The organism is Roseovarius pacificus (assembly GCF_900142665.1).
GTDB lineage: Bacteria > Pseudomonadota > Alphaproteobacteria > Rhodobacterales > Rhodobacteraceae > Roseovarius > Roseovarius pacificus.
Map to the genome: position 1 here is coordinate 19,119 of NZ_FRBR01000021.1, position 18,450 is coordinate 37,568.

The 18,450-nt window shown below is 64.0% G+C and carries 16 protein-coding genes and 1 pseudogene; 8 read left to right on the forward strand and 9 right to left on the reverse strand.

Annotation, left to right across the window (positions count from 1 at the left end; all coding sequences use genetic code 11):
- Positions 1-236 precede the first annotated feature (236 nt).
- Positions 237-1,145 carry a complex I NDUFA9 subunit family protein gene (locus BUB53_RS22600; protein ID WP_073037579.1) on the forward strand — a complete coding sequence of 303 codons (909 nt, stop codon included), beginning with the start codon at positions 237-239 and terminating at the stop codon, positions 1,143-1,145.
- Positions 1,146-1,193: 48 nt separating this feature from the next.
- Here BUB53_RS22600 and BUB53_RS20270 read toward each other — a convergent pair whose 3' ends face one another.
- The 6 genes from BUB53_RS20270 to coxB all read right to left on the reverse strand — a co-directional run bounded on the left by BUB53_RS20270 (position 1,194) and on the right by coxB (position 7,160).
- Entirely contained in the window at positions 1,194-1,463 is a 270-nt protein-coding gene (locus BUB53_RS20270) for a hypothetical protein (RefSeq protein ID WP_073037581.1), read from the reverse strand.
- A 241-nt stretch (positions 1,464-1,704) separates the two neighbouring features.
- Complete coding sequence (locus BUB53_RS20275) at positions 1,705-2,691, reverse strand: c-type cytochrome (protein WP_073037583.1); 987 nt, start codon at positions 2,689-2,691, stop codon at positions 1,705-1,707.
- Complete coding sequence (locus tag BUB53_RS20280; protein WP_073037586.1) at positions 2,688-3,260, reverse strand: cytochrome c oxidase assembly protein; 573 nt, start codon at positions 3,258-3,260, stop codon at positions 2,688-2,690. Before BUB53_RS20280 ends, BUB53_RS20275 begins: the two co-directional genes overlap by 4 nt.
- Entirely contained in the window at positions 3,257-3,661 is a 405-nt protein-coding gene (locus tag BUB53_RS20285; RefSeq protein WP_073037588.1) for a hypothetical protein, read from the reverse strand. Before BUB53_RS20285 ends, BUB53_RS20280 begins: the two co-directional genes overlap by 4 nt.
- Positions 3,658-6,222: a cytochrome c oxidase subunit I gene (ctaD, locus tag BUB53_RS20290; RefSeq protein ID WP_073037591.1), complete on the reverse strand. Its 2,565-nt coding sequence runs from the start codon at positions 6,220-6,222 to the stop codon at positions 3,658-3,660. The genes BUB53_RS20285 and ctaD overlap by 4 nt, the downstream gene beginning before the upstream one ends.
- A complete protein-coding gene (gene coxB / locus BUB53_RS20295; RefSeq protein WP_229709550.1) occupies positions 6,219-7,160 on the reverse strand; it encodes a cytochrome c oxidase subunit II in 942 nt (313 codons plus the stop codon). The genes ctaD and coxB overlap by 4 nt, the downstream gene beginning before the upstream one ends.
- A 181-nt stretch (positions 7,161-7,341) precedes the next feature.
- On the opposite strand from coxB, the gene BUB53_RS20300 reads away from it, so the two are divergent.
- Genes BUB53_RS20300 through BUB53_RS20315 form a run of 4 tightly spaced genes read left to right on the forward strand, consistent with a single transcriptional unit; the run spans position 7,342 to position 14,720 of the window.
- Positions 7,342-9,582 (forward strand): acyl-CoA dehydrogenase, encoded by a 2,241-nt coding sequence (locus BUB53_RS20300; RefSeq protein ID WP_073037596.1) that lies wholly within the window; start codon positions 7,342-7,344, stop codon positions 9,580-9,582.
- A complete protein-coding gene (locus tag BUB53_RS20305; protein ID WP_073037597.1) occupies positions 9,579-10,862 on the forward strand; it encodes an acetyl-CoA C-acetyltransferase in 1,284 nt (427 codons plus the stop codon). Before BUB53_RS20300 ends, BUB53_RS20305 begins: the two co-directional genes overlap by 4 nt.
- The gene (locus tag BUB53_RS20310) at positions 10,859-12,916 is read left to right on the forward strand and encodes a 3-hydroxyacyl-CoA dehydrogenase NAD-binding domain-containing protein (protein ID WP_073037599.1); all 2,058 of its coding nucleotides are present in this window, start codon (positions 10,859-10,861) and stop codon (positions 12,914-12,916) included. The genes BUB53_RS20305 and BUB53_RS20310 overlap by 4 nt, the downstream gene beginning before the upstream one ends.
- Positions 12,909-14,720 carry an acetyl-CoA hydrolase/transferase C-terminal domain-containing protein gene (locus BUB53_RS20315; RefSeq protein WP_073037648.1) on the forward strand — a complete coding sequence of 604 codons (1,812 nt, stop codon included), beginning with the start codon at positions 12,909-12,911 and terminating at the stop codon, positions 14,718-14,720. Before BUB53_RS20310 ends, BUB53_RS20315 begins: the two co-directional genes overlap by 8 nt.
- An 820-nt stretch (positions 14,721-15,540) precedes the next feature.
- On the opposite strand, the gene BUB53_RS20325 is transcribed toward BUB53_RS20315, so the two are convergent.
- The gene (locus tag BUB53_RS20325) at positions 15,541-15,903 is read right to left on the reverse strand and encodes an acyl-CoA dehydrogenase family protein (protein WP_084729372.1); all 363 of its coding nucleotides are present in this window, start codon (positions 15,901-15,903) and stop codon (positions 15,541-15,543) included.
- 6 nt (positions 15,904-15,909) lie between these two features.
- The gene (locus tag BUB53_RS20330) at positions 15,910-16,104 is read right to left on the reverse strand and encodes a hypothetical protein (protein ID WP_073037605.1); all 195 of its coding nucleotides are present in this window, start codon (positions 16,102-16,104) and stop codon (positions 15,910-15,912) included.
- A gap of 114 nt (positions 16,105-16,218) precedes the next feature.
- On the opposite strand from BUB53_RS20330, the pseudogene BUB53_RS23265 reads away from it, so the two are divergent.
- A pseudogene (locus tag BUB53_RS23265) lies at positions 16,219-16,362 on the forward strand (IS3 family transposase); the annotation flags it as partial.
- Positions 16,363-16,439: 77 nt separating this feature from the next.
- Here the strand turns inward: BUB53_RS23265 and BUB53_RS20340 are convergent.
- Positions 16,440-16,667, reverse strand: a complete 228-nt coding sequence (locus BUB53_RS20340) for a hypothetical protein (protein WP_159437882.1) — start codon at positions 16,665-16,667, stop codon at positions 16,440-16,442.
- Positions 16,668-17,045: 378 nt separating this feature from the next.
- Here BUB53_RS20340 and BUB53_RS20350 point away from each other — a divergent pair, with 378 nt between their 5' ends.
- Positions 17,046-17,807, forward strand: coding sequence for an SH3 domain-containing protein (locus tag BUB53_RS20350; RefSeq protein WP_143163295.1), 762 nt, complete (start codon positions 17,046-17,048; stop codon positions 17,805-17,807).
- Positions 17,808-17,824: 17 nt separating this feature from the next.
- Complete coding sequence (locus tag BUB53_RS20355) at positions 17,825-18,364, forward strand: hypothetical protein (protein ID WP_073037614.1); 540 nt, start codon at positions 17,825-17,827, stop codon at positions 18,362-18,364.
- The last annotated feature ends 86 nt before the right edge of the window (positions 18,365-18,450 follow it).

The following is an 18,450-nucleotide window of genomic DNA, read 5'->3' on the forward strand; positions in this document are numbered from 1 at the left end:
GTTCCTCCTCTTCGGGCCACAGCCCGTTGCACAAGGAACCGCCCAGAGGACCATCCCGTTCCCTTCAGTCATTTCGGTCTGCATGTTTCCGCCGACTGCCGGGGGGCTCCGGCGGATATTGCCGCCGGTCGGGAACATCCGGGCGCCGCGCCTGTTCAGAACCGGACATGCAATTGATAAACCCGCGCAGGGGGCGGCCCACGCAGGAGCCGCGCAACCGCGCGGTGAGGACCCAAATGGCAATTTTCGCGATCTTCGGTGGCAGCGGCTTTCTGGGTAATCGCATCGTGCGGCGGCTGAAAGCGGACGGACACGAGGTTCGCCTCGTCGCACGCCATCCGGGCGCCGCCCGGCAAGAGGACGACAGCCCCGGCAAGGTCATCCCGATCCCTGCCGATATTCTTCGCCCCGAAACGATCCGCCCCGGGCTCGAAGGCGTGGACGGCGCAGTGAATGCCGTCAGCCTTTACCTGGAAAGCGGGAAAACGACATTTCAGGCTGTCCATGTGGAAGGGGCCGCCAGCCTCGCAGAGGCGGCGAAGGCGGCGGGCCTCAAGCGGTTCGTGCATGTCTCGGGGATTGGCGCGGATGCCGCGTCGGGCGATCCCTTCATAAAGGCGCGGGGGCGTGGCGAGGCATCGGTGCTGGCCGCCTGTCCCTTCGCCACCATCGTGCGGCCATCGGTCATGGTGGGCCAGGACGATGCGATCCGGTCGACGATTCTCGGCCTGACCCGTAGGCAGCCCGTCTTTCCCCTCTTCGGACAGGGCGATACCCGGCTACAGCCGGTTCACCGCGAGGATGTCGCGCACGCCATTGCAAAACTGTTAACGATGGAGGAACCCGAACCACTTTACGAATTCGGCGGGCCAGTGGTGTACACCTACGCGGATCTGGTGCGACGCGTTGCGAAAGCTGGCGGGCAACCTGTCTGGCCCGTCCCGGTGCCTTTCGCCATATGGGAGGGTCTTGCCGCCCTGACCGAACGCCTGCCCGGCGCGCCGCTGACCCGGTCGCAAGTCGCCTTGATGCGCAAAGACAATGTCGCCGAAGCCCAGTGTCCGGGGCTGCTTGAGCTTGGTATCGACCCGACAGATATCATCGCCGACCTGCGGCATGAAATGTCCCGCCGGCAACAGGCATAGAACGGCCAGCCGATACGGTCACCTTATCTGGACGCATGCCGCCGATGCTCAGAGTTCGTCTTTCGCCATCGGGACATTCCCCTGTTTTGCCTGTTCCGTTTCGAGGATCGAGCGAACTTCCTCAAGCAGCGCCCGGTTCGCGCCCTCGATGGTGGAAGAATGCGCGCTGTCTGCCGCAAGCTCCGTAAGCAGCGACTTCAGAAACGTCTTTCGCTCGGTGCCCGAATACCCTTCTTCAGCAAGAACGTCATGAAGCTCTTCCGGCGAGACCCAGCCTCCCGTTGGCGTGCGCAGTTTCTGAAACTCGGACATGGTCATGGCTTTCGTTTATCCTGACAATGCAACCGATACACCGAGCCGGATGTTCCCACTTTTCGGCGGCCAAGAACCCAAAACGGCTGGAATCCGCCAGTTCAATCCAATCCGCAACCAGCACCAGGACCGCAGCGGCCTGTCGGGATGGACGCATCCCGGAATATTCCGCAGGACACCTGTTGTTTCTCAGAAAACCCGACATTGCGGGGGAGGATATCCAGATATAATCGCGAATACCCCGCCCCTACTCAGCCGAATTGGCGAAATACCGACTCAGCGCGTCGATATCCGCATCGGTGAGGTCGCGGGCTGCGGCATGCATCTTGTTGTCGTGCACATAGGTGCCGTCCCGCCACAGCTTCAACTGCGTAGTCAGATAGTCCTGCGATTGTCCGAACAGGGCAGGCCCCTTCCCGGTATCGCCATGACAGGCCAGACAGGCCGGAACATCCCTGTTTCCACGCCGCGCCAGTGCCGCGCCGTCGCCACCATCCAGCCGTGGTGCATCCCTGGCGAACACCGGGGCGTCGCCTTGCGCAAGCTCGCGGGCCAATGCGCCGAAATCGTCTTTCCGCACCCTGCTGACCGCCTGCGCCATGATCCCGCCCGGCCGCGCCCCCGAGGCATAGAGATCAAGTTGTGCTTCCAGGTACTCCGCGTCCAGGATGTCAAGCCGGGGCACCGGCCCGCCAATCTTTTCGTGACAGGTCCGGCAATACGCCACCCCTGCCCCATCATTCGCGGGCAGGGCAGGCGCCATCCTTTCACGCACGGACACCAGATAGGCCACCACGGCCCAGACCTCATCGCCACGGCCCTGCACGGGCCAGCCGGGCATCCCGCTCATCTTCACGCCATTCTCGACGATCCAGTGAAGCTCATTCGGTCGCCAGCTTTCCACGGCCTCCCCGATCAGCGGTGGCTCCGGCACCATCGCGCGAACCGTCGCGGTGCGCGCAACGCCCGGCGCACCATGGCATCCCGCGCAGGCCGTCGCGTAATGCCCCGCTCCGAGGGCAATCAGATCCGGATCGTCCAGCCGCGGCGCATCCTCCATCGACGGCGCGCGCAACCGCACGGAATTGCGGAACGTGGTGTGTAATATCCACGAGACACCCGGCCAGTGCCCGGCATGGGCCGATACGTTGTAAAGCCCCAGCCCCACCACCGACACCGCACCGGCCAGCCCCAGGGCCGCCAACACGGCCAAGGTTAGCAGAACCGCCCTCATGTCGCCCCCCTTTCCCGCAGCGCCTGCCCCGTCAGCCACAGCCCGGCGACCAGATAGACAGGCGTGCCGATCGCCAGCATCAACATCCCCCCGATCTGCTGGCCCGAAAGATCAGGCGCCGTGCCGCATAGCGCGGCGTAAAGATCGCGCGGTGCGAGAACCAGAAGCGCACCCAGAAGGGTCATGTGCATCGAGGTCAGCAGCAGGCCGCCCGCCCCCGCCAGCGGTCGGTCGGCCCTGAGGCATCCGGTCCAGACCATCAGGCCGACAGCCAGAAAACTGGCCTGTTCGGCAACGAACCCGACGGCCTGCAACCGGCCGAGCGCATGCGCCGCCGGCAGATGCCATGCCCAGACCACGACAAACTCCGCCAGCGCCGCCGCCATCGGTGATACCGCCAGCCCGCCGGCAAGGCGCGGCAGGCCCAGCACGATCAGTGGCGCGGCCAGCGCCACCAGCGTCATGTGCCGCAGCATGTGTAGCGCGAACTCCGGCAGCACCGCATCGAGAGGCGCAAACCAGACTGCGGCCAGCATGGCCAGTCCCGGAAGGAGAAAACAAAACTTCATTGGCAGCCCCCGATCAGGATCAGCGGCATGGACACGAAGACAACGCCAATGAGAGAGATGATCGACAGCAGAAAGGCGGCATGCCCCAGGAAATGATGCCGGTCCTCGGCCCGGCTCCCCCGGTTCATAGGATCGCCGGTGCGCGAGGGGTTCCACTGCCGCCACGCCGACCAGCCGACCCAACCGATCCCGCCCAGCGCCAGCGCACTCAACAAGACCAGCCCCAGACGGGTCGCGAAAATGTCCCAGCCCTTGGCGCAGGTCACCGCGACCAGCCCATAACAGACAACGAAATGCACCGCCCAGATCAGCGGCCCGAACGTGATCTTGAAGAGACTCGCCTGTTCCTCGGCGAACTCCTTTGCGTCTTCTTCCCGGCGCGGCTGATGTTCCTCACTCATAGCGCCCCCGGGGCCAGGCCCAGGACGGCACAGGTCACCAAGGCCGCAATGGTCACGAAATGCCAGTAAAGCGAAACGTTCCAGATGTCGGCGTCATAGCGCGGCGTCAGCTTGCCAAAGAGCGATCCAGCCAGGCAATAGAGCTGCATGATCCCCCCGACGCCGCAATGCGCCGCGACCCAGATCGCCAGCGCCCAGAGCACCGCCGGGTAAACATGAGCCGAGGGCTCCAGCGGCCAGACTGAGCCGATCAGCGCCGATGCGCCCCCCGCCGCCATGAGCGGCGCGAAGGCAAGACAGGCCCGCGCCGCGCCCACCGCCTGCACCCGGTTCAGCCGCCGTCCCCCGACGGTCAGCGCCCAAGTGGCGGCAAACCCCACAGCCGCGAGACCGATCAGCCCGGATGCGGCATGCACCGCGCCCTCCGGCGGGAAATCGGGCGAGGCCGTCCAGTAGAAGAAGAACCCGAAGATCAGGGAGGCAAAGGCCGTCGCATCCCCCAGCATGGTGATCCACATCGCCCACCACCCGGTAGACGCGGGACCGGCGGCATAGGTCGGCAACTTAAGGTCCAGCCCGACATCCTTGATATCCGTCTCGGGCGGGCGCGCGGTCGAGGTCCAGAGCCACCAGATGATGCAGCAGATCGCCAGCACCCCGCAGGCGATGGCGGGCGGGTACCAGTGGAAGGTCGGAAAGATGAAGGCCCCGCCGGTGAACCCCGCCGCAAGATGGGTGATCCAGGTCGGCCCGGAGACGCGCTGAACCTGTACCGGCTCGGCGTCGATGACCGAGGTAATGAGAATCTCGCGTTTCCCCTCCCGCGCATCGGGCAGGTAGAAGCCCCCCGCATCCATCCGGCCCTGCATGCCGGGTTGATCCCAGAGCGGGTAACGCGTGGTCACATGCGGAATCGAGCGCACCCCCCAGACCTCTTCCGGCACGTCATGGGTCCATTCGAGCGTGCCTGCGTCCCACGGGTTGCGCGGGATCTGCGGCTGGCCGCCCTTGGGCCGGATCAGGTCCCAGACGAAGATCGCGAACCCCGCGGCCACGACGAAGGCCCCCAGCGTCGAAATCAGGTTCAGACCGTCCCAGCCCAGCCCCGTCGGATAGGTATAGATCCGCCGCGGCATACCCCAGAGCCCGGTCAGGTGCATCGGCAGGAAACACAGGTTGAAGCCCGTGAAAATCAGCCAGAAGGCCCACCGGCCAAGCCGCTCGGACATCAGCTTTTTCCGGAAGAACGGGTAGAAATAATAGACCCCCGCGATCACCGGAAACACCATGCCGCCAAACAGCGTGTAGTGCAGGTGCGCGACGATAAAGTAGGTATCGTGCGCCTGGAAATCGAAAGGGGCCAGCGCCAGCATCACACCGGTCAGCCCGCCCATCGTGAAGATCGCCAGCGCCCCCGAAATCCAGAGCATCGGCAGGGTCATCTTCACCCGCCCGGCCATCAGCGTGGCAAGGAAGGCGAATATCTGGATGCCCGTGGGGATCACCACCGCCTCCGAGGCCGCCGAAAAGAAGCCGAGCGAGATCGACGGCAGCCCGGTGGTGAACATATGATGCACCCAGAGTCCGAAACTCAGGAACCCCGTGCCGACCGCCGAAAGCACGATCCAGGAATAGCCGAAGATCGGCCTGCGCGCGACAGTGGGAACGATCATCGCGGCGATGGCGATGGAGGGCAGGAAGACGATATAGACTTCCGGGTGGCCGAAGATCCAGAACAGGTGCTGCCACAGCATCGGGTCGCCGCCCCGCTCGGGATCGAAGAACGGCCAGTCGAAGGAGCGTTCCAGCTCGAACAGGAAATCGCCCGCGATAAGCGGCGGGAACGCAAACAGGATCATCCCGCCCACGACCAGCACATACCACGCGTAAAGAGGCATGATATTGACCCGCATCCCCGGAGGGCGGCATTTCAGCGAGCCGACGATCAGTTCGACCGCCGCCGCGATCGAGGCAATCTCGATGAAGGACAGCCCCAGCAGCCAGATATCCGATCCCGGCCCGTCATCCTTGGTGGCCAGAGGCGGATACATGAACCACCCCGCACGCGGGGCGGCATCGAAAAAGATCGACCCGATGACGAAAACCCCGCCAATCAGAAAACACCAGTAGCCAAACGCCGAAAGCCGCGGAAAAGGCATGTCCCGCGCGCCCAGCAACCCCGGCAACAACAGGATCGAGATCGCCTCGAACATCGGCACGGCAAAGAGAAACATCATCGCCGAACCATGCATGGTGAAAAGCTGGTTGAACCGGTCGGCGGACACGAGATCGTTTTCCGGCACCGCCAGTTGCAGCCGGATAATGAGCGCCATCACCCCGGCCAGCAGCATGAATACCAGCGCCGTCAGGCAATACCACTTGCCCACCTTGGTATTGTTCACCGCCGTCCAGTACCTCCAGCCCGTGGGCGGTGCCCAGGCCGCGCGCAGCCGTTCCGCCTGAGCCTTGGCAACGTCCTCGGGCACGGGCTCGGCCAGCATGGCCTCGGTCGGGGGATAGGGCCCTTCCGGTCTGGGCAGGCCGGTTTCGCGCACAGTCATTTCAGCCCTTTCAGATATTGCGTCAGGTCGGCCAGATCGCCCTCGGACAGGGCATAGCTGGGCATGCGCACCTCGGGCTTCAGCGCCTCGGTATGGGTGATCCAGGTGCCGAGGTTTTCCAGCGTCACGGTGCTGCGCCCCGCTCCCAGTGTCCTGCGACTGCCGATATGGGTAAGGTCCGGACCGACCGTGCCGACCGCCTCGGTCCCGCGCACCGTGTGGCAGGCACCGCAGCCTTCGGACAAGAACACCTCCTGCCCCCGCAACGCCGCCTCATCCGTCGGCGGCACGGCATCGGCAGCCTCCGCCGCAAGCCAGTCGTCGAACGCCTCCGGCGGCATGACCACGGCGGCAAAGGCCATCCAGGCATGGCTTGCACCGCAGAATTCGGCGCATTGGCCGCGATAGACGCCGGGCCGTTCAGGCGCGAGGCTGATCATCGTCTCGCGACCCGGAAACATATCCATCTTGCCGCCAAGCGCCGGTATCCAGAAGGAATGGATGACCTCGTCCGCCGCAAGCCGGAATTCCGTCCTTTGCCCGGCGGGCAGGCGGATTTCATTGGCCGTGACGATGGGCGTCTCGGCGCCTTCGGGCCAATATTCCACCCGCCACCACCATTGCTCGCCCGTCACCCTGACAACCAGCCCGTCGCCCGGACGGCGCGGATCGGGCAGGATGCTCAGCCCCCAGGCCAGCAGCGCGGTCAGGACAACGACCGGCAGAACAATTCCACCGCCGATCAGGACAGAACGCGCATGACGCGTATCCAAACGGCCGGGGGCGATGCGTGACACGTAATAGAAAGCCCCGTTGACCAGCAGCCAGAGCACGACCGCACCGCACAGCATCACCCAGAAAAGAAGCGCAATGGAAGCCGCCTCGCGTCCCGCCGTATTGAGCGCGGACTGCCCGCCCCCGCACCCCGCGAGAGCCATTAACAAGACGACAAAGCCGAATTGCCGCCCGACCGGACGGAAGCGGGCAACCCGTCCGTTCTTTTGCACCTTCATGCCGGAAGAACGTGGCGCGCGGTAAAAAGTTCCCCCGATCCGGCACCCGGAGGCCATCCATGGAACCAACACGCCCCCGTCGGCGTTTCCCTTGAAAGGAGCGCAGATGTCATTCCGAAAGACCTACCTCACCAGGCCCATCCACAGTTGGGCAAGACGCGCCCTGCCCAGCCTGTCCGAGACCGAAGCCGAAGCCATCAACTCCGGCGATGTCCATTTCGAGGCAGAGCTTTTCTCGGGGCGTCCAGACTGGTCGAAATTGCGGGCGATGAAACCCCCGCGGCTCACCCGCGAAGAACAGGCCTTCATCGCCGGGCCCTGCCGCGAATTCTGCGAGATGGTCGACCCCTGGCAAATCGACCGCCGTACCGGCGACCTGCCCCCCGAGGCCTGGGATTTCCTGCGTCGCAGGGGCTTTTTCGGCATGATCATTCCAAAGGCTCACGGCGGCCTCGGCTTTTCGGCTTATGCCCATTCCGAAGTGGTGCGCTACATCGCCAGCCATTCCGTCGTCGCCGCGGTCACCGTGATGGTGCCCAATTCGCTCGGCCCCGGCGAACTCATCCTCCAGTTCGGCACCGACCGGCAGAAAGAGGACTGGCTGCCCCGGCTGGCCGCCGGCGACGAGTTGCCCGCCTTTGGCCTCACCAGCGAAGACGCAGGCTCGGACGCTTCGGCGATGAACGACGAAGGCGTGATCTGCAAGGGCGACTGGAACGGCAAGCAGGTCCTGGGCATCCGCCTCAGCTGGGCCAAGCGCTATATCACCCTCGCGCCGGTCTGCACGGTGCTGGGGCTCGCCTTCAAACTGCGCGACCCCGAGGGGCTTCTGGGCGAGACCGAGGATATCGGGATCACCTGCGCCCTCGTCCCGACCGATCTGCCCGGTGTCGAAATCGGCCGCAGGCACCTGCCCTCCGGCACGATGTTCATGAACGGCCCCACCACCGGCCATGACGTGTTCATCCCGCTCGATCACATCATCGGCGGTCCCGATTACGCGGGCCGTGGCTGGATGATGCTGATGAGCGCGCTCGCCGCTGGCCGCGGCATCTCGCTGCCGTCGCTCTCCGCGGCCTCCACCGCGCTGGCCGCCCACACCACCGGCGCCTATGCGCGCATCCGCAAGCAGTTCGGCCTGCCGATCGGCCTGTTCGGCGGGGTGCAGGAGCCGATGGCGCGGATCGCGGCGAATGCCTATACGCTCGATGCGGGCCGCCGCCTGACCACTGCCGCGCTGGACGAGGGGCACAAGCTGGCCGTGATCTCGGCGATCATGAAATACCACGCCACCGACCGCATGCGCGACACCGTCAACGACGCGATGGACGTGCATTCGGGCAAGGCGGTGATCGACGGGCCGTTGAACTACCTGCAGCCGATCTACCGGTCGGTCCCCATCGGGATCACCGTGGAGGGCGCGAATATCGTCACCCGCAACCTGATCATCTTCGGACAGGGCGCGATCCGCGCGCATCCGCACCTGCTGGACGAAATGCAAGCGCTGGACGAGCCGGATGAAAGCAAGTCGCTCGACGCCTTCGACAAACATTTCCGGGCGCATGTCCGCCATTCCCTGCGCACCGCCGCCCGTGCCGGCTGGTCGGCCTGGACAGGGCGCGGCGCCGCGCCCCCGGACGCAGGCCAGGTGGCGCCGCTCTACCGGCGCCTCTCCCGCTGGTCCGCCGCCTTCGCCATCACCGCCGACATGGCCTTCCTCACCCTTGGCGGAGCGCTCAAGCGCAAGGAGATGATCTCGGCCCGGCTCGGCGATGCGCTTTCGGAAATGTACCTGATCGCCGCCGTTCTGAAACGCTGGGAAGACGAGGGCCGCAACGAGGCCGATCTCCCGCTGGTGCATCACGCCGCCGAAACCGGCTTTGCCCGTATTGGCCGCGCTCTGGACGAAACAATCGCCAACATGCCCGCGAAATGGGTCGGCTGGCTGCTGCGGCCCCTGCTGCGCCCCGGCGCGCATCCGCGCGGCCCCTCCGACAAGGTGACCGAGTCCACGGCAAGGCTGATCTACGACTCTTCGGACAGCCGCGACCGACTGGTGCAGGGCCTGCACCCGCCCCGGCCCGACAGTGGGCTGGGCCTGCTGGACACCGCCTACCGGCTGGTGCTCGAGGCCGAGCCGGTCGCCAAACGCCTGCGCGACACCGGGAAAACGCCGGAAGACGCGCTGGAGGCCGGTATCCTGTCGGACGCGGAATTCGAACAGTTGAAGCAGGTCGAGACAGCCGTACAGCGGGTTGTCGCGGTGGACGATTTCTCACCCGATGAACTGAACCGGCTTTTCCCCCGGATGCGCCGGACAAAAGCCTGGAAGGAGGTCGCAGAATGAGCAGACCCGTCTATCTGATTGATGGCGCCCGGACACCGTTCCTGAAGGCCCGAGGTCGCCCCGGCCCCTTCACACCCGTCGATCTGGCGGTGCAATGTGGCCGCCCCCTGCTGATGCGCCAGCCGTTCGACGCAAGCGCCTTCGATCTCGTCATCCTCGGCTGCGTCAACGTCATCCAGGACGAGATGAACCCCGCGCGGGTCGCCGCGCTGCGGCTTGGCCTGGGCGAGGATCAGGTGGCCTTCACCGTACAGATCAATTGCGGCTCGGGCATGCAGAGCATCGACACCGCATTTCGCTACATCCGCGAGGGCAGCCACGAGATTGTCCTCGCCGGTGGCACCGAGGCGCTGAGCCACGCGCCGCTCGTCTACAACCGCGAGGCCACCGAATGGTTCGGCGAGATGAACCGCGCGCAAGGACCGCTCGACAAGGCAAAGGCCTTCACCGATGTCCGGCCCGATTTCTTCTCGCCCGTCATCGGCCTTGAACGCGGCCTGACCGATCCGATCACATCGCTCAACATGGGCCAGACCGCCGAGGTGCTGGCGCACCGCTTCGGCATCGAGCGTGCCACCGCCGACGCTTACGCGGTGGAAAGCCACAAACGTCTGGCCGCCGCGCAAGAGCAAGGCCGGCTGGACGGCGAGGTTCTGCCCGCCTTCGGGCGCGATGGCAGCACGCACCGCCACGACGACGGCGTGCGCCCCAACAGTTCGATCGAAAAGCTGGCAAAGCTCGACCCGGCGTTTGAAAAACCCTGGGGAAAGGTGACACCGGGCAATGCCAGCCAGATCACCGACGGGGCCTCCTGGGTGATCCTCGCCTCGGAAACCGCCATCGAGGCCCATGGGCTGACCCCCATCGCCCGGCTTGTCGACAGCGAATGGTCGGCGCTGGACCCCGCGATCATGGGGCTGGCCCCGGTAACGGCAGCCACGCCGCTGGCGCAGCGCCACGGGCTGGACTGCGATGATATCGACCTCTGGGAAATCAACGAGGCGTTCGCCGTCCAGGTTCTCGCCTGCCTCGCCGCCTGGCAGGACGACGACTTCTGCCGCGACGTGCTGGGATATGACAGCGCCTTCGGGCGCATCGACCGTGGCAGGCTGAATGTCGACGGCGGCGCAATCAGCCTTGGCCATCCGGTCGGGACAAGCGGCAACCGCATCGTCCTGCACCTCGCCAACGCCATGAAGGCCCGCGGCGTCCGGCGCGGAATCGCCACCGAGTGCATCGGCGGCGGGCAAGGTGGCGCAATGTTACTGGAGGCCGCATGACAGACATACTCGACCAGATCACCCCCGATGACGCAACCGAAGCCCCCAAAGCCCCCGAGACGCGGCACTGGCGGCGCGAGGACGGCGAGGCGCACACGCTTTGGCTCGACTGCGCGGAGACCACGACGAACGTGATCTCCGAGGAGGTTCTGCGCGAACTCGACACCCTTCTGGACGACGCGGCGCATGCGCGCCCCGAAGTGCTTGTCATCCGCTCGGCCAAGCAAGGCGGCTTCGCGGCCGGGGCCGATATCGACGGCTTTGCCAACTTGCGCGGCGAAGAGGCGGTGACCTTGCTCCAACAGGGCCACGCCGTACTCGACAAACTCGCCGCCCTGCCCTTTCCGACCGTTGCCGTGGTGCATGGCGCAACGCTTGGCGGCGGCTTCGAACTGGCGCTCGCCTGTGACCATCGCATCGGGATCGACGGGGTGAAACTGGGCTTTCCCGAGATCAACCTTGGCCTGCACCCCGGCCTTGGCGGCACCTTCCGCCTGACCCGCCTGATCGACCCGGTCGAAGCCATGCAACTGATGCTGAACGGGCGCAGCGCCCATGACCGCAAGGCGAAAAAGCTCGGCATTCTCGACGCGCTGGTGCCCGAACGCCACGTCGTCGCCGCCATCCGGGCCGCCGCCGGGGGCAGCCTCGAACACGGGAACGGCGGCTTTCGCGCCAGCGCCCTGCGCACCCGTGCCGCCCGCAGCCTCGCCGCGACCCGCATGCGCTCGGAAAGCGAAAAGAAGGCCCCCCGCGCCCATTACCCCGCCCCCTTCGCGCTCATCGACCTCTGGGAAGATCACGGCGGCGACGCGACAGAGATGCAGCAGGCCGAGATCGCCTCTTTCGCGGAGCTGCTCGACAGCACCACCACACAGAACCTGATCCGCGTCTTTTACCTGCGCCAACGGCTGAAGGCCGCCGGGAAGGGCAAGGACGGGATCGCCCATGTTCACGTTATCGGCGCCGGGGCAATGGGCTCCGAAATTGCCGCCTGGTCCGCCATGCAGGGCAAGCGCGTGACCATCGAGGACACCGAGCTCGAACCGCTGGGCGATACGATCCGCCGCGCGGCAGATATCTGCAACGCGAAACATCTGAACGGGATCGAGACGCGAGACGCACTGGACCGGCTGATACCCGACCCGGATCGTCTGGGCCGCGCCCATGCCGACCTGGTGATCGAGGCCGTCCCCGAGAAATCCGACCTCAAGGAAAAAATCTACGCCGAACTCACCGACGCGATGAAGCCGGGCGCGATTCTCGCCACCAACACCTCGAGCCTGCGCCTGTCGGATCTGGTCGATGCCACCCCCGATCCCGCCCGCTTCGCCGGGCTGCATTTCTTCAATCCCGTCAGCCGCATGCCGCTGGTCGAGGTCGTCTCGCACGACATGGCCGCACAGGACACGCTGGACCGGCTGGCCGCCTTCACCACCGGGATCGACCGGCTGCCGGCACGGGTCGCCGACTATCCCGGCTTCCTGATCAATCGCATCCTCGCCCCCTACCTGATGGAGGCCATGGTGATGCTCAACGAAGGGCACACGCGCGAAAGCCTCGACCGCGCGGCGCTCTCTTTCGGCATGCCCATGGGTCCGCTGACGCTGGCCGATCAGGTCGGGCTGGATATCTGCCTCGAAGTCGCCCGGTCGCTGCGGGACGGGCTGGACGTGCCGGTGGCCGAAACGCCGGACTGGCTGCGCGACAAGGTCAATGAGGGCCATACCGGCAGGAAGGCGGGCAAGGGCCTTTATGACTACAACAGCGAAGACCCGCCCAGAACACCGGAGGACGATGCCGATCAGGCCGTGATCGACCGGCTGATCCTGCCGATGTGCAACGCTGCGGTGGAATGCCTGCGCAAGGGCGTCGCGCCGGAGGCCGACACGGTGGACGCGGCGATGATCTTCGGCACTGGCTGGCCGCCCTTCCGCGGCGGGCCGCTGCACTATGCCCGAATCCGCCGCGACATACCCGACACCCTGCATCGGCTGGAAGATCGCCACGGCCCGCGCTTCGCCCCCGATCCCGGCTGGGCCGACCTTGGCTGAGACCGCCACAGCCGAAGCCATCGCCGCCGACATCATCGAGCGCACCGGCGGCGACATCCGGTTGGCGCTGCCGCTCGGCCTCGGCAAGCCGGTCACGCTGGTGAACGCACTGACCCGTGCCGTGGCCGAGCGGCCCGATACCCGCCTGTCGATCCTGACCGCCCTGACACTGGAACGGCCCGATATGTCCCAAGACATGGCGCGCCGCTTCCTCGAACCCGCCGCCGACCGGCTCTTCGGGGTTTATCCTGAACTCGACTATGCCCGCATGATCCGCGCGGGCGATCTGCCCGCCAATATCGAGCTGTCCGAGTTCTTCATGCTGGCCGGGCGATGGATCGGCGTGCCCCAGGCACAGCGCCACTATATCCCGGCCAATTACACCCACGCCTACGACGTTCTCACGGCATGGCGGCCCAATGTGCTGATGCAACTGCTGGCCCCCCTCGACGACGGCGGGTTCAGCCTGTCCTGCAACACCGACATCTCCGCCGACCTGTTGCGCGACCGGCGCGCAGGTCGGCAGGACTTCGTGATGGCGGGCGAGGTCAATCGCAACCTGCCCGCGATGGACAACCCCGAGGCGACCCTGACACGGGACGAGGTTCAGCTATGCCTCGATACCGGGCGGGATTTCGACCTTTTCTCAGTCGTCAAACGCCCGGTCGGCGCCGCCGAACACGCAATCGGCCTGCATGTCGCCCGGACGGTGCCGGACGGGGGCACGCTGCAAATAGGCATCGGCGCCATCGGCGATGCCGTGGCCTATGCATTGATGCTGCGGCAGGCCGGAAAAACCGCCGCCCTCCACGCCGCCTGCCCCTTCACGCGGGACAGCTACACGGAAGACACCCCCTTCGACAAAGGCCTCTACTGCGTGACCGAAATGCTGGTCGATGGCATCCTCCGCCTGTTCGAGGCCGGGATCGTCCGGCGAGACGTAGACGGGGCGGCGATCCATGCCGGGTTCTTCGTCGATTGCCGCGATTTCTACGCCCGTCTCCGCGCCCTGCCCCGGAAGGATCGTGACCGCATCCACATGATGCCCGTCTCCTTCACCAACCAGCTTTACGGAGACGAGCCCGCCAAACGCGCGGCACGGCGTCACGCGCGCTTCGTGAACTCCGCCATGAAGGCCACGCTTCTGGGCGGAATCGTCAGTGACATCACCCCCGACGCACAGGAGGTCAGCGGCATCGGCGGCCAGTTCAACTTTGTCGAACAGGCTTTTGCGCTGGACGATGGCCGCGCGATTCTGACGTTGCCCGCCACCCGCCGCAGCGGCGGCAGGACCGTCTCGAACATTCTGTGGGAACACCCGCACGAAAGCGTTCCCCGCGCCTACCGCGATATCGTCGTGACCGAATACGGCATCGCCGACCTTCGCGGCCAGCGCGACGAAGTCGCGATCGAGCGGATGCTCCGCATCACCGACAGCCGCTTTCAGGACGCGTTGCTGGACAAGGCGAAGGCCTGTGGAAAAATCGACCCCGCCTTCGAACTGAGCGAAACGGAACGACGCAATACGCCCGAGGCCCTGAAGAACTGGCTGCGCCCCTTCGACCTGCCGGAATTTCCCTTCGGCAGCGACTTCGACCAGATCGAGCGCGCGATCCTTCCGGCGCTCGGCATCCTGTCAGATGCCGGGAAGAACAGGATCGCCCTGGCAAAACTGATCTGCGCGGGCCTCATATCCAAACCGCCCGCCGGGATACTGGCCCGAATGGGGCTGGATCGCCCGAAGGGACTGAGGGAAAGGGCAATGGCCTATGCGCTATCGGGCGCATATCGAAACCGCCGATAAAAACCGACAGACCGGACTGGCTCATGCGGACATCGGACGAGGTGATTTATGGAAATCGGATGAATGCGCAAATCAATGGCGTCCGAATCTGGGTAAGAACTCCATAAATAATTTCAGCCGCTTGCGAGATTTCCTCTGACGCACGACAGCATACGCCTGCGCAAAAATAAAAAACACGTTCAGTTTCAGTGACTAAGAAATCAATGAAGCCGGACGCGCGGCATCCGGAAACGAAAAACCCGCGCCGATGGTGGATTTATAAAGGTCCAAATTTTCCTGGAGAACCGGGTGCCGATGTTAGCCCGGAACGGCTTGTCTCTCCGAAACATCCTCTCGTAGCTCTCGTGGGTGAAGGGCGCCGGCAGTCGTTCATTCCGGTTTTCTCTTACCAGGCCGTCACGAAATCCGAGCGGTCGGGCCTGCCGCAGAGTTTGTCGTGGCTGATCTCGGCTGAGGCCTTTGGATCATAGCCAATCAGCTCGCCTGGCCGGCTCCCCGTATAGCCGGCCTGAAATTCAGCACATCCCACTGGGTCGTGCCGAAGCGCAAGGCACGCATGTCGGTTGAGCCAGCGCCCTGAGGCGCACCTCATTCGACACCAGCGAAGTTTGCCGGCATTTGCCGCCCCCCATGCTTCGGTTTTCAACCATTTCGATCACGAACGCAGCCACTCCAGTCGACAGATTTTCGATCTCAACCGCATCGACGCTCTTGCCGAGTGGTGTGGTCTTTGCGCGGAACAAAGGGAATCTCCCCTGACCTAACCGAGACCGTCTGACAACACATGCGATCCGTTATACATCACACATGACATCACCGCTTACAGGCTTCGGGCGATAATCACCCGCATGATTTCATTTGCTCCGCCATAGATTCTTTGAGCGCGCGCATCTGTAAAGGCTCTCGCCACTGGATATTCGGACATGTAACCGTAACCATCAAAAAAGTGCAGACACGTGTCGACAACACGTGCTTGCATTTCGCTAAGCCACATCTTGGCGGCTGCGGCTCGCGCGTCCATCAGCTGGCCGTCTAGCAATTCAGAGTTGCAACGGTCGACATAAGCTTCGCCGATCATGATTTCAGCCTGACATTCGGCCAGCTTGAACTGGGTATTCTGGAAATCCATCAAGGGATTGCCGAACACATTCCTTTCCCGCGTGTATCGCACGGTATCGGACAGAACACCTTAAGCCCAGCCAATGGCGCTGATCGCGACAGTGAGCCGTTCCTGAGCGAGCTGCGTCATCAGGTATCCGAAACCCTTGTTCTCGTCTCCTATCAGGTTCGATACCGGAACCCGAACCTCATCAAAGAACAGTTCAGCAGTGCCCGCAGCACCGCACGAATTGAGCTTTGCATTCACAGAGGCGCTGGCGCACATGAATCATCTTATCACGAACGGCGAATGCCGCCGGGTCGCCTCTATAAATGGTTCGAAGCGCATGGCTCTCGCTGAACCATGATGCCGTAAGGTCACTGAAGAGCCCGACATATAAAAGGCAACGACGGATTACGCGACCAGGGGGAGACCATTTCGGGGAACCGGGTGTGTCTGACATCCTTGGCAGGGATTGCTGCGCAGGTTGGCTACAGGCGCCGTCCGGGCGGATACGGCGGCAAGCCAACCATCGCGGCCGAAATCAGACAGCAGAAACCGAACGAGGCAAGTCTTCGGAAAACCAGGTAATCACATCGTTCGAAGTGGACAATTCAAGGTCACGCTCGAGACGTCCCAGTCTCCGATATCTTCGATGAAGGACACGCATCCCTGAAAAGATCGGTTATCTGGCGCATCTGCCCGGGAAAGACGTTGCGGGTGCTGTCTGCATAGGTGCAGACACCAGCGCCGCATTCCGGGGTCGGCAGGGCCGCGCCACCGGACATGGGAATAGCGGTCACCGGGAAGGCAGCCACGGGAAGGGCCATCTTGAGGATCGCAGCCATTGCCCAGCCGCCTTTTTGAATAATTCGCTTTGCACAAATTACCATATACATTTAAAAATATTGGGGTTTTCATATCCGGAGACATGACTTCGGATAGAAACCTGGGCGTGGAAAAGTTCCGACACGATTAACAGGCTGCTGAACAACTCCGGCCTCAACATACGCAATGGAACATGATCACTATCGCCAGTTTTCAGCCCGGCTGACCCGGAGCAGTCGCATCGAGGGAGTGGAGAAAGTTTGGGGGGAGCTGGCTATCCAGAGCCGCCTGATCTCCAAACTTTTTCCACTCGTCCCGTCCATTCAGACGGGGACGATAGGGCACCGGGTGACTAATGTCTCGCAAATGGGGGGCGAGTTGAACGTCTGGAAAATGAGGTGAGCATGGTCGCCACGGTGAAAACATGCGTCATGGTCATGGCATTGGCCCTTGTGCCGCAGGTAGCAGGTTCGGAAATCGACGGGTATGGTCCGGATGCCTGGCGGGTCAGCGGTGTGACCCCCGGTGATACCTTGAATGCCCGCATGGGGCCGGGAACCGAATACAGGATCGTCGGCACCCTCGCCCATGACGAAAGGGGCTTGATCGAGGTAACCTGCGTGCCGTTGCTGACCATGGATATTGCGGCAGGGCTGACCGACGCCGAAGTTGCGGCCTTGCCATCGCGCTGGTGTCTGATGCGCGCGGCCGATCTGTCCCGCGCGGGCTGGGTCGCGGCACGCTATCTGATCCCGGATAACGCAACCCCTGTGCAGGATGCCGATCCTGTCACGGAGGCGCGGAACCTGATCCGTGCGCTTTACGCGGCGGCGGATCAGGCCGGACGTGACGGATCGCATCCGCTCGACCCGGATCAGGCCGCGAAATACTTTTTTGCAGAGATTGCGGTCACTCTGAAAACCGCTCCACCGGGGGCAGACCCGTTGACGGGCGCGCAGGATTTCGACGGGCGGATCGCCGACCCCGTGCCCGCCCCCGAACAGCCGATGTTTCGCGGCATGATCACCATTCATGTCGACATCACCAACTTTGGCCAAAGCCACACCGCGATTTTTCGTCTGCGCCCCGACCCAAGCCAACCCGGCTCCCCCATACGCATTTTCCGCATCGAACATGACGGATGGCATTTCCCGACATAGCAAGAAGGACTGTTCCCATGATCCGACAAAACGCCCACGCAACCGCCTTTCTCATGCTGCTCTTGCCACTTTTTGGACAGGCGGCACTGGCCCAGGAGACCGTTCCCATGGGCACGATGACCGCAACAATCGGCGGCGAAGCCTATGCCGGGCAAACACTTGACGTGCCGTCCGAAGGCACCTCCACCGCAGAGGTCCGACCCATCGGTCCGATGATGTCGGTGTCGATCCAGGCCCATGATCCTGAGGCGGCCAGCATCATGCAGGGCATTCTGACTATCGAGTTCATGCTGATGGATGCAGGCGGCTTGCCCGCTCCGATGACACCCTCCATAAGCTGGTGGCCCGAGGGTATGAACGCGCCGTTCTTTCAGAGTGAAGAAGGCGGCACGGCCGAAGTCGCGCTGGACGATCTCTCGCTGAACGACCCGGCGTCCGCCAAGGGCAGTTTTGCCGCAACGCTTTGTCGAAAAGACAGCTTCTTCACCGAAGCCGACACAAATGATTGCAGGACCGTCGAGGGCCGGTTTGAAACGACATTGCGAGAAGCGTCATGAATCCCCTGTCTTTTCTGCATGACCACATCGGACTCGGGTGATGGCCTGACCGGGCGGCGCAGCGTCCTTCTTGCCCCTGTCTTGCG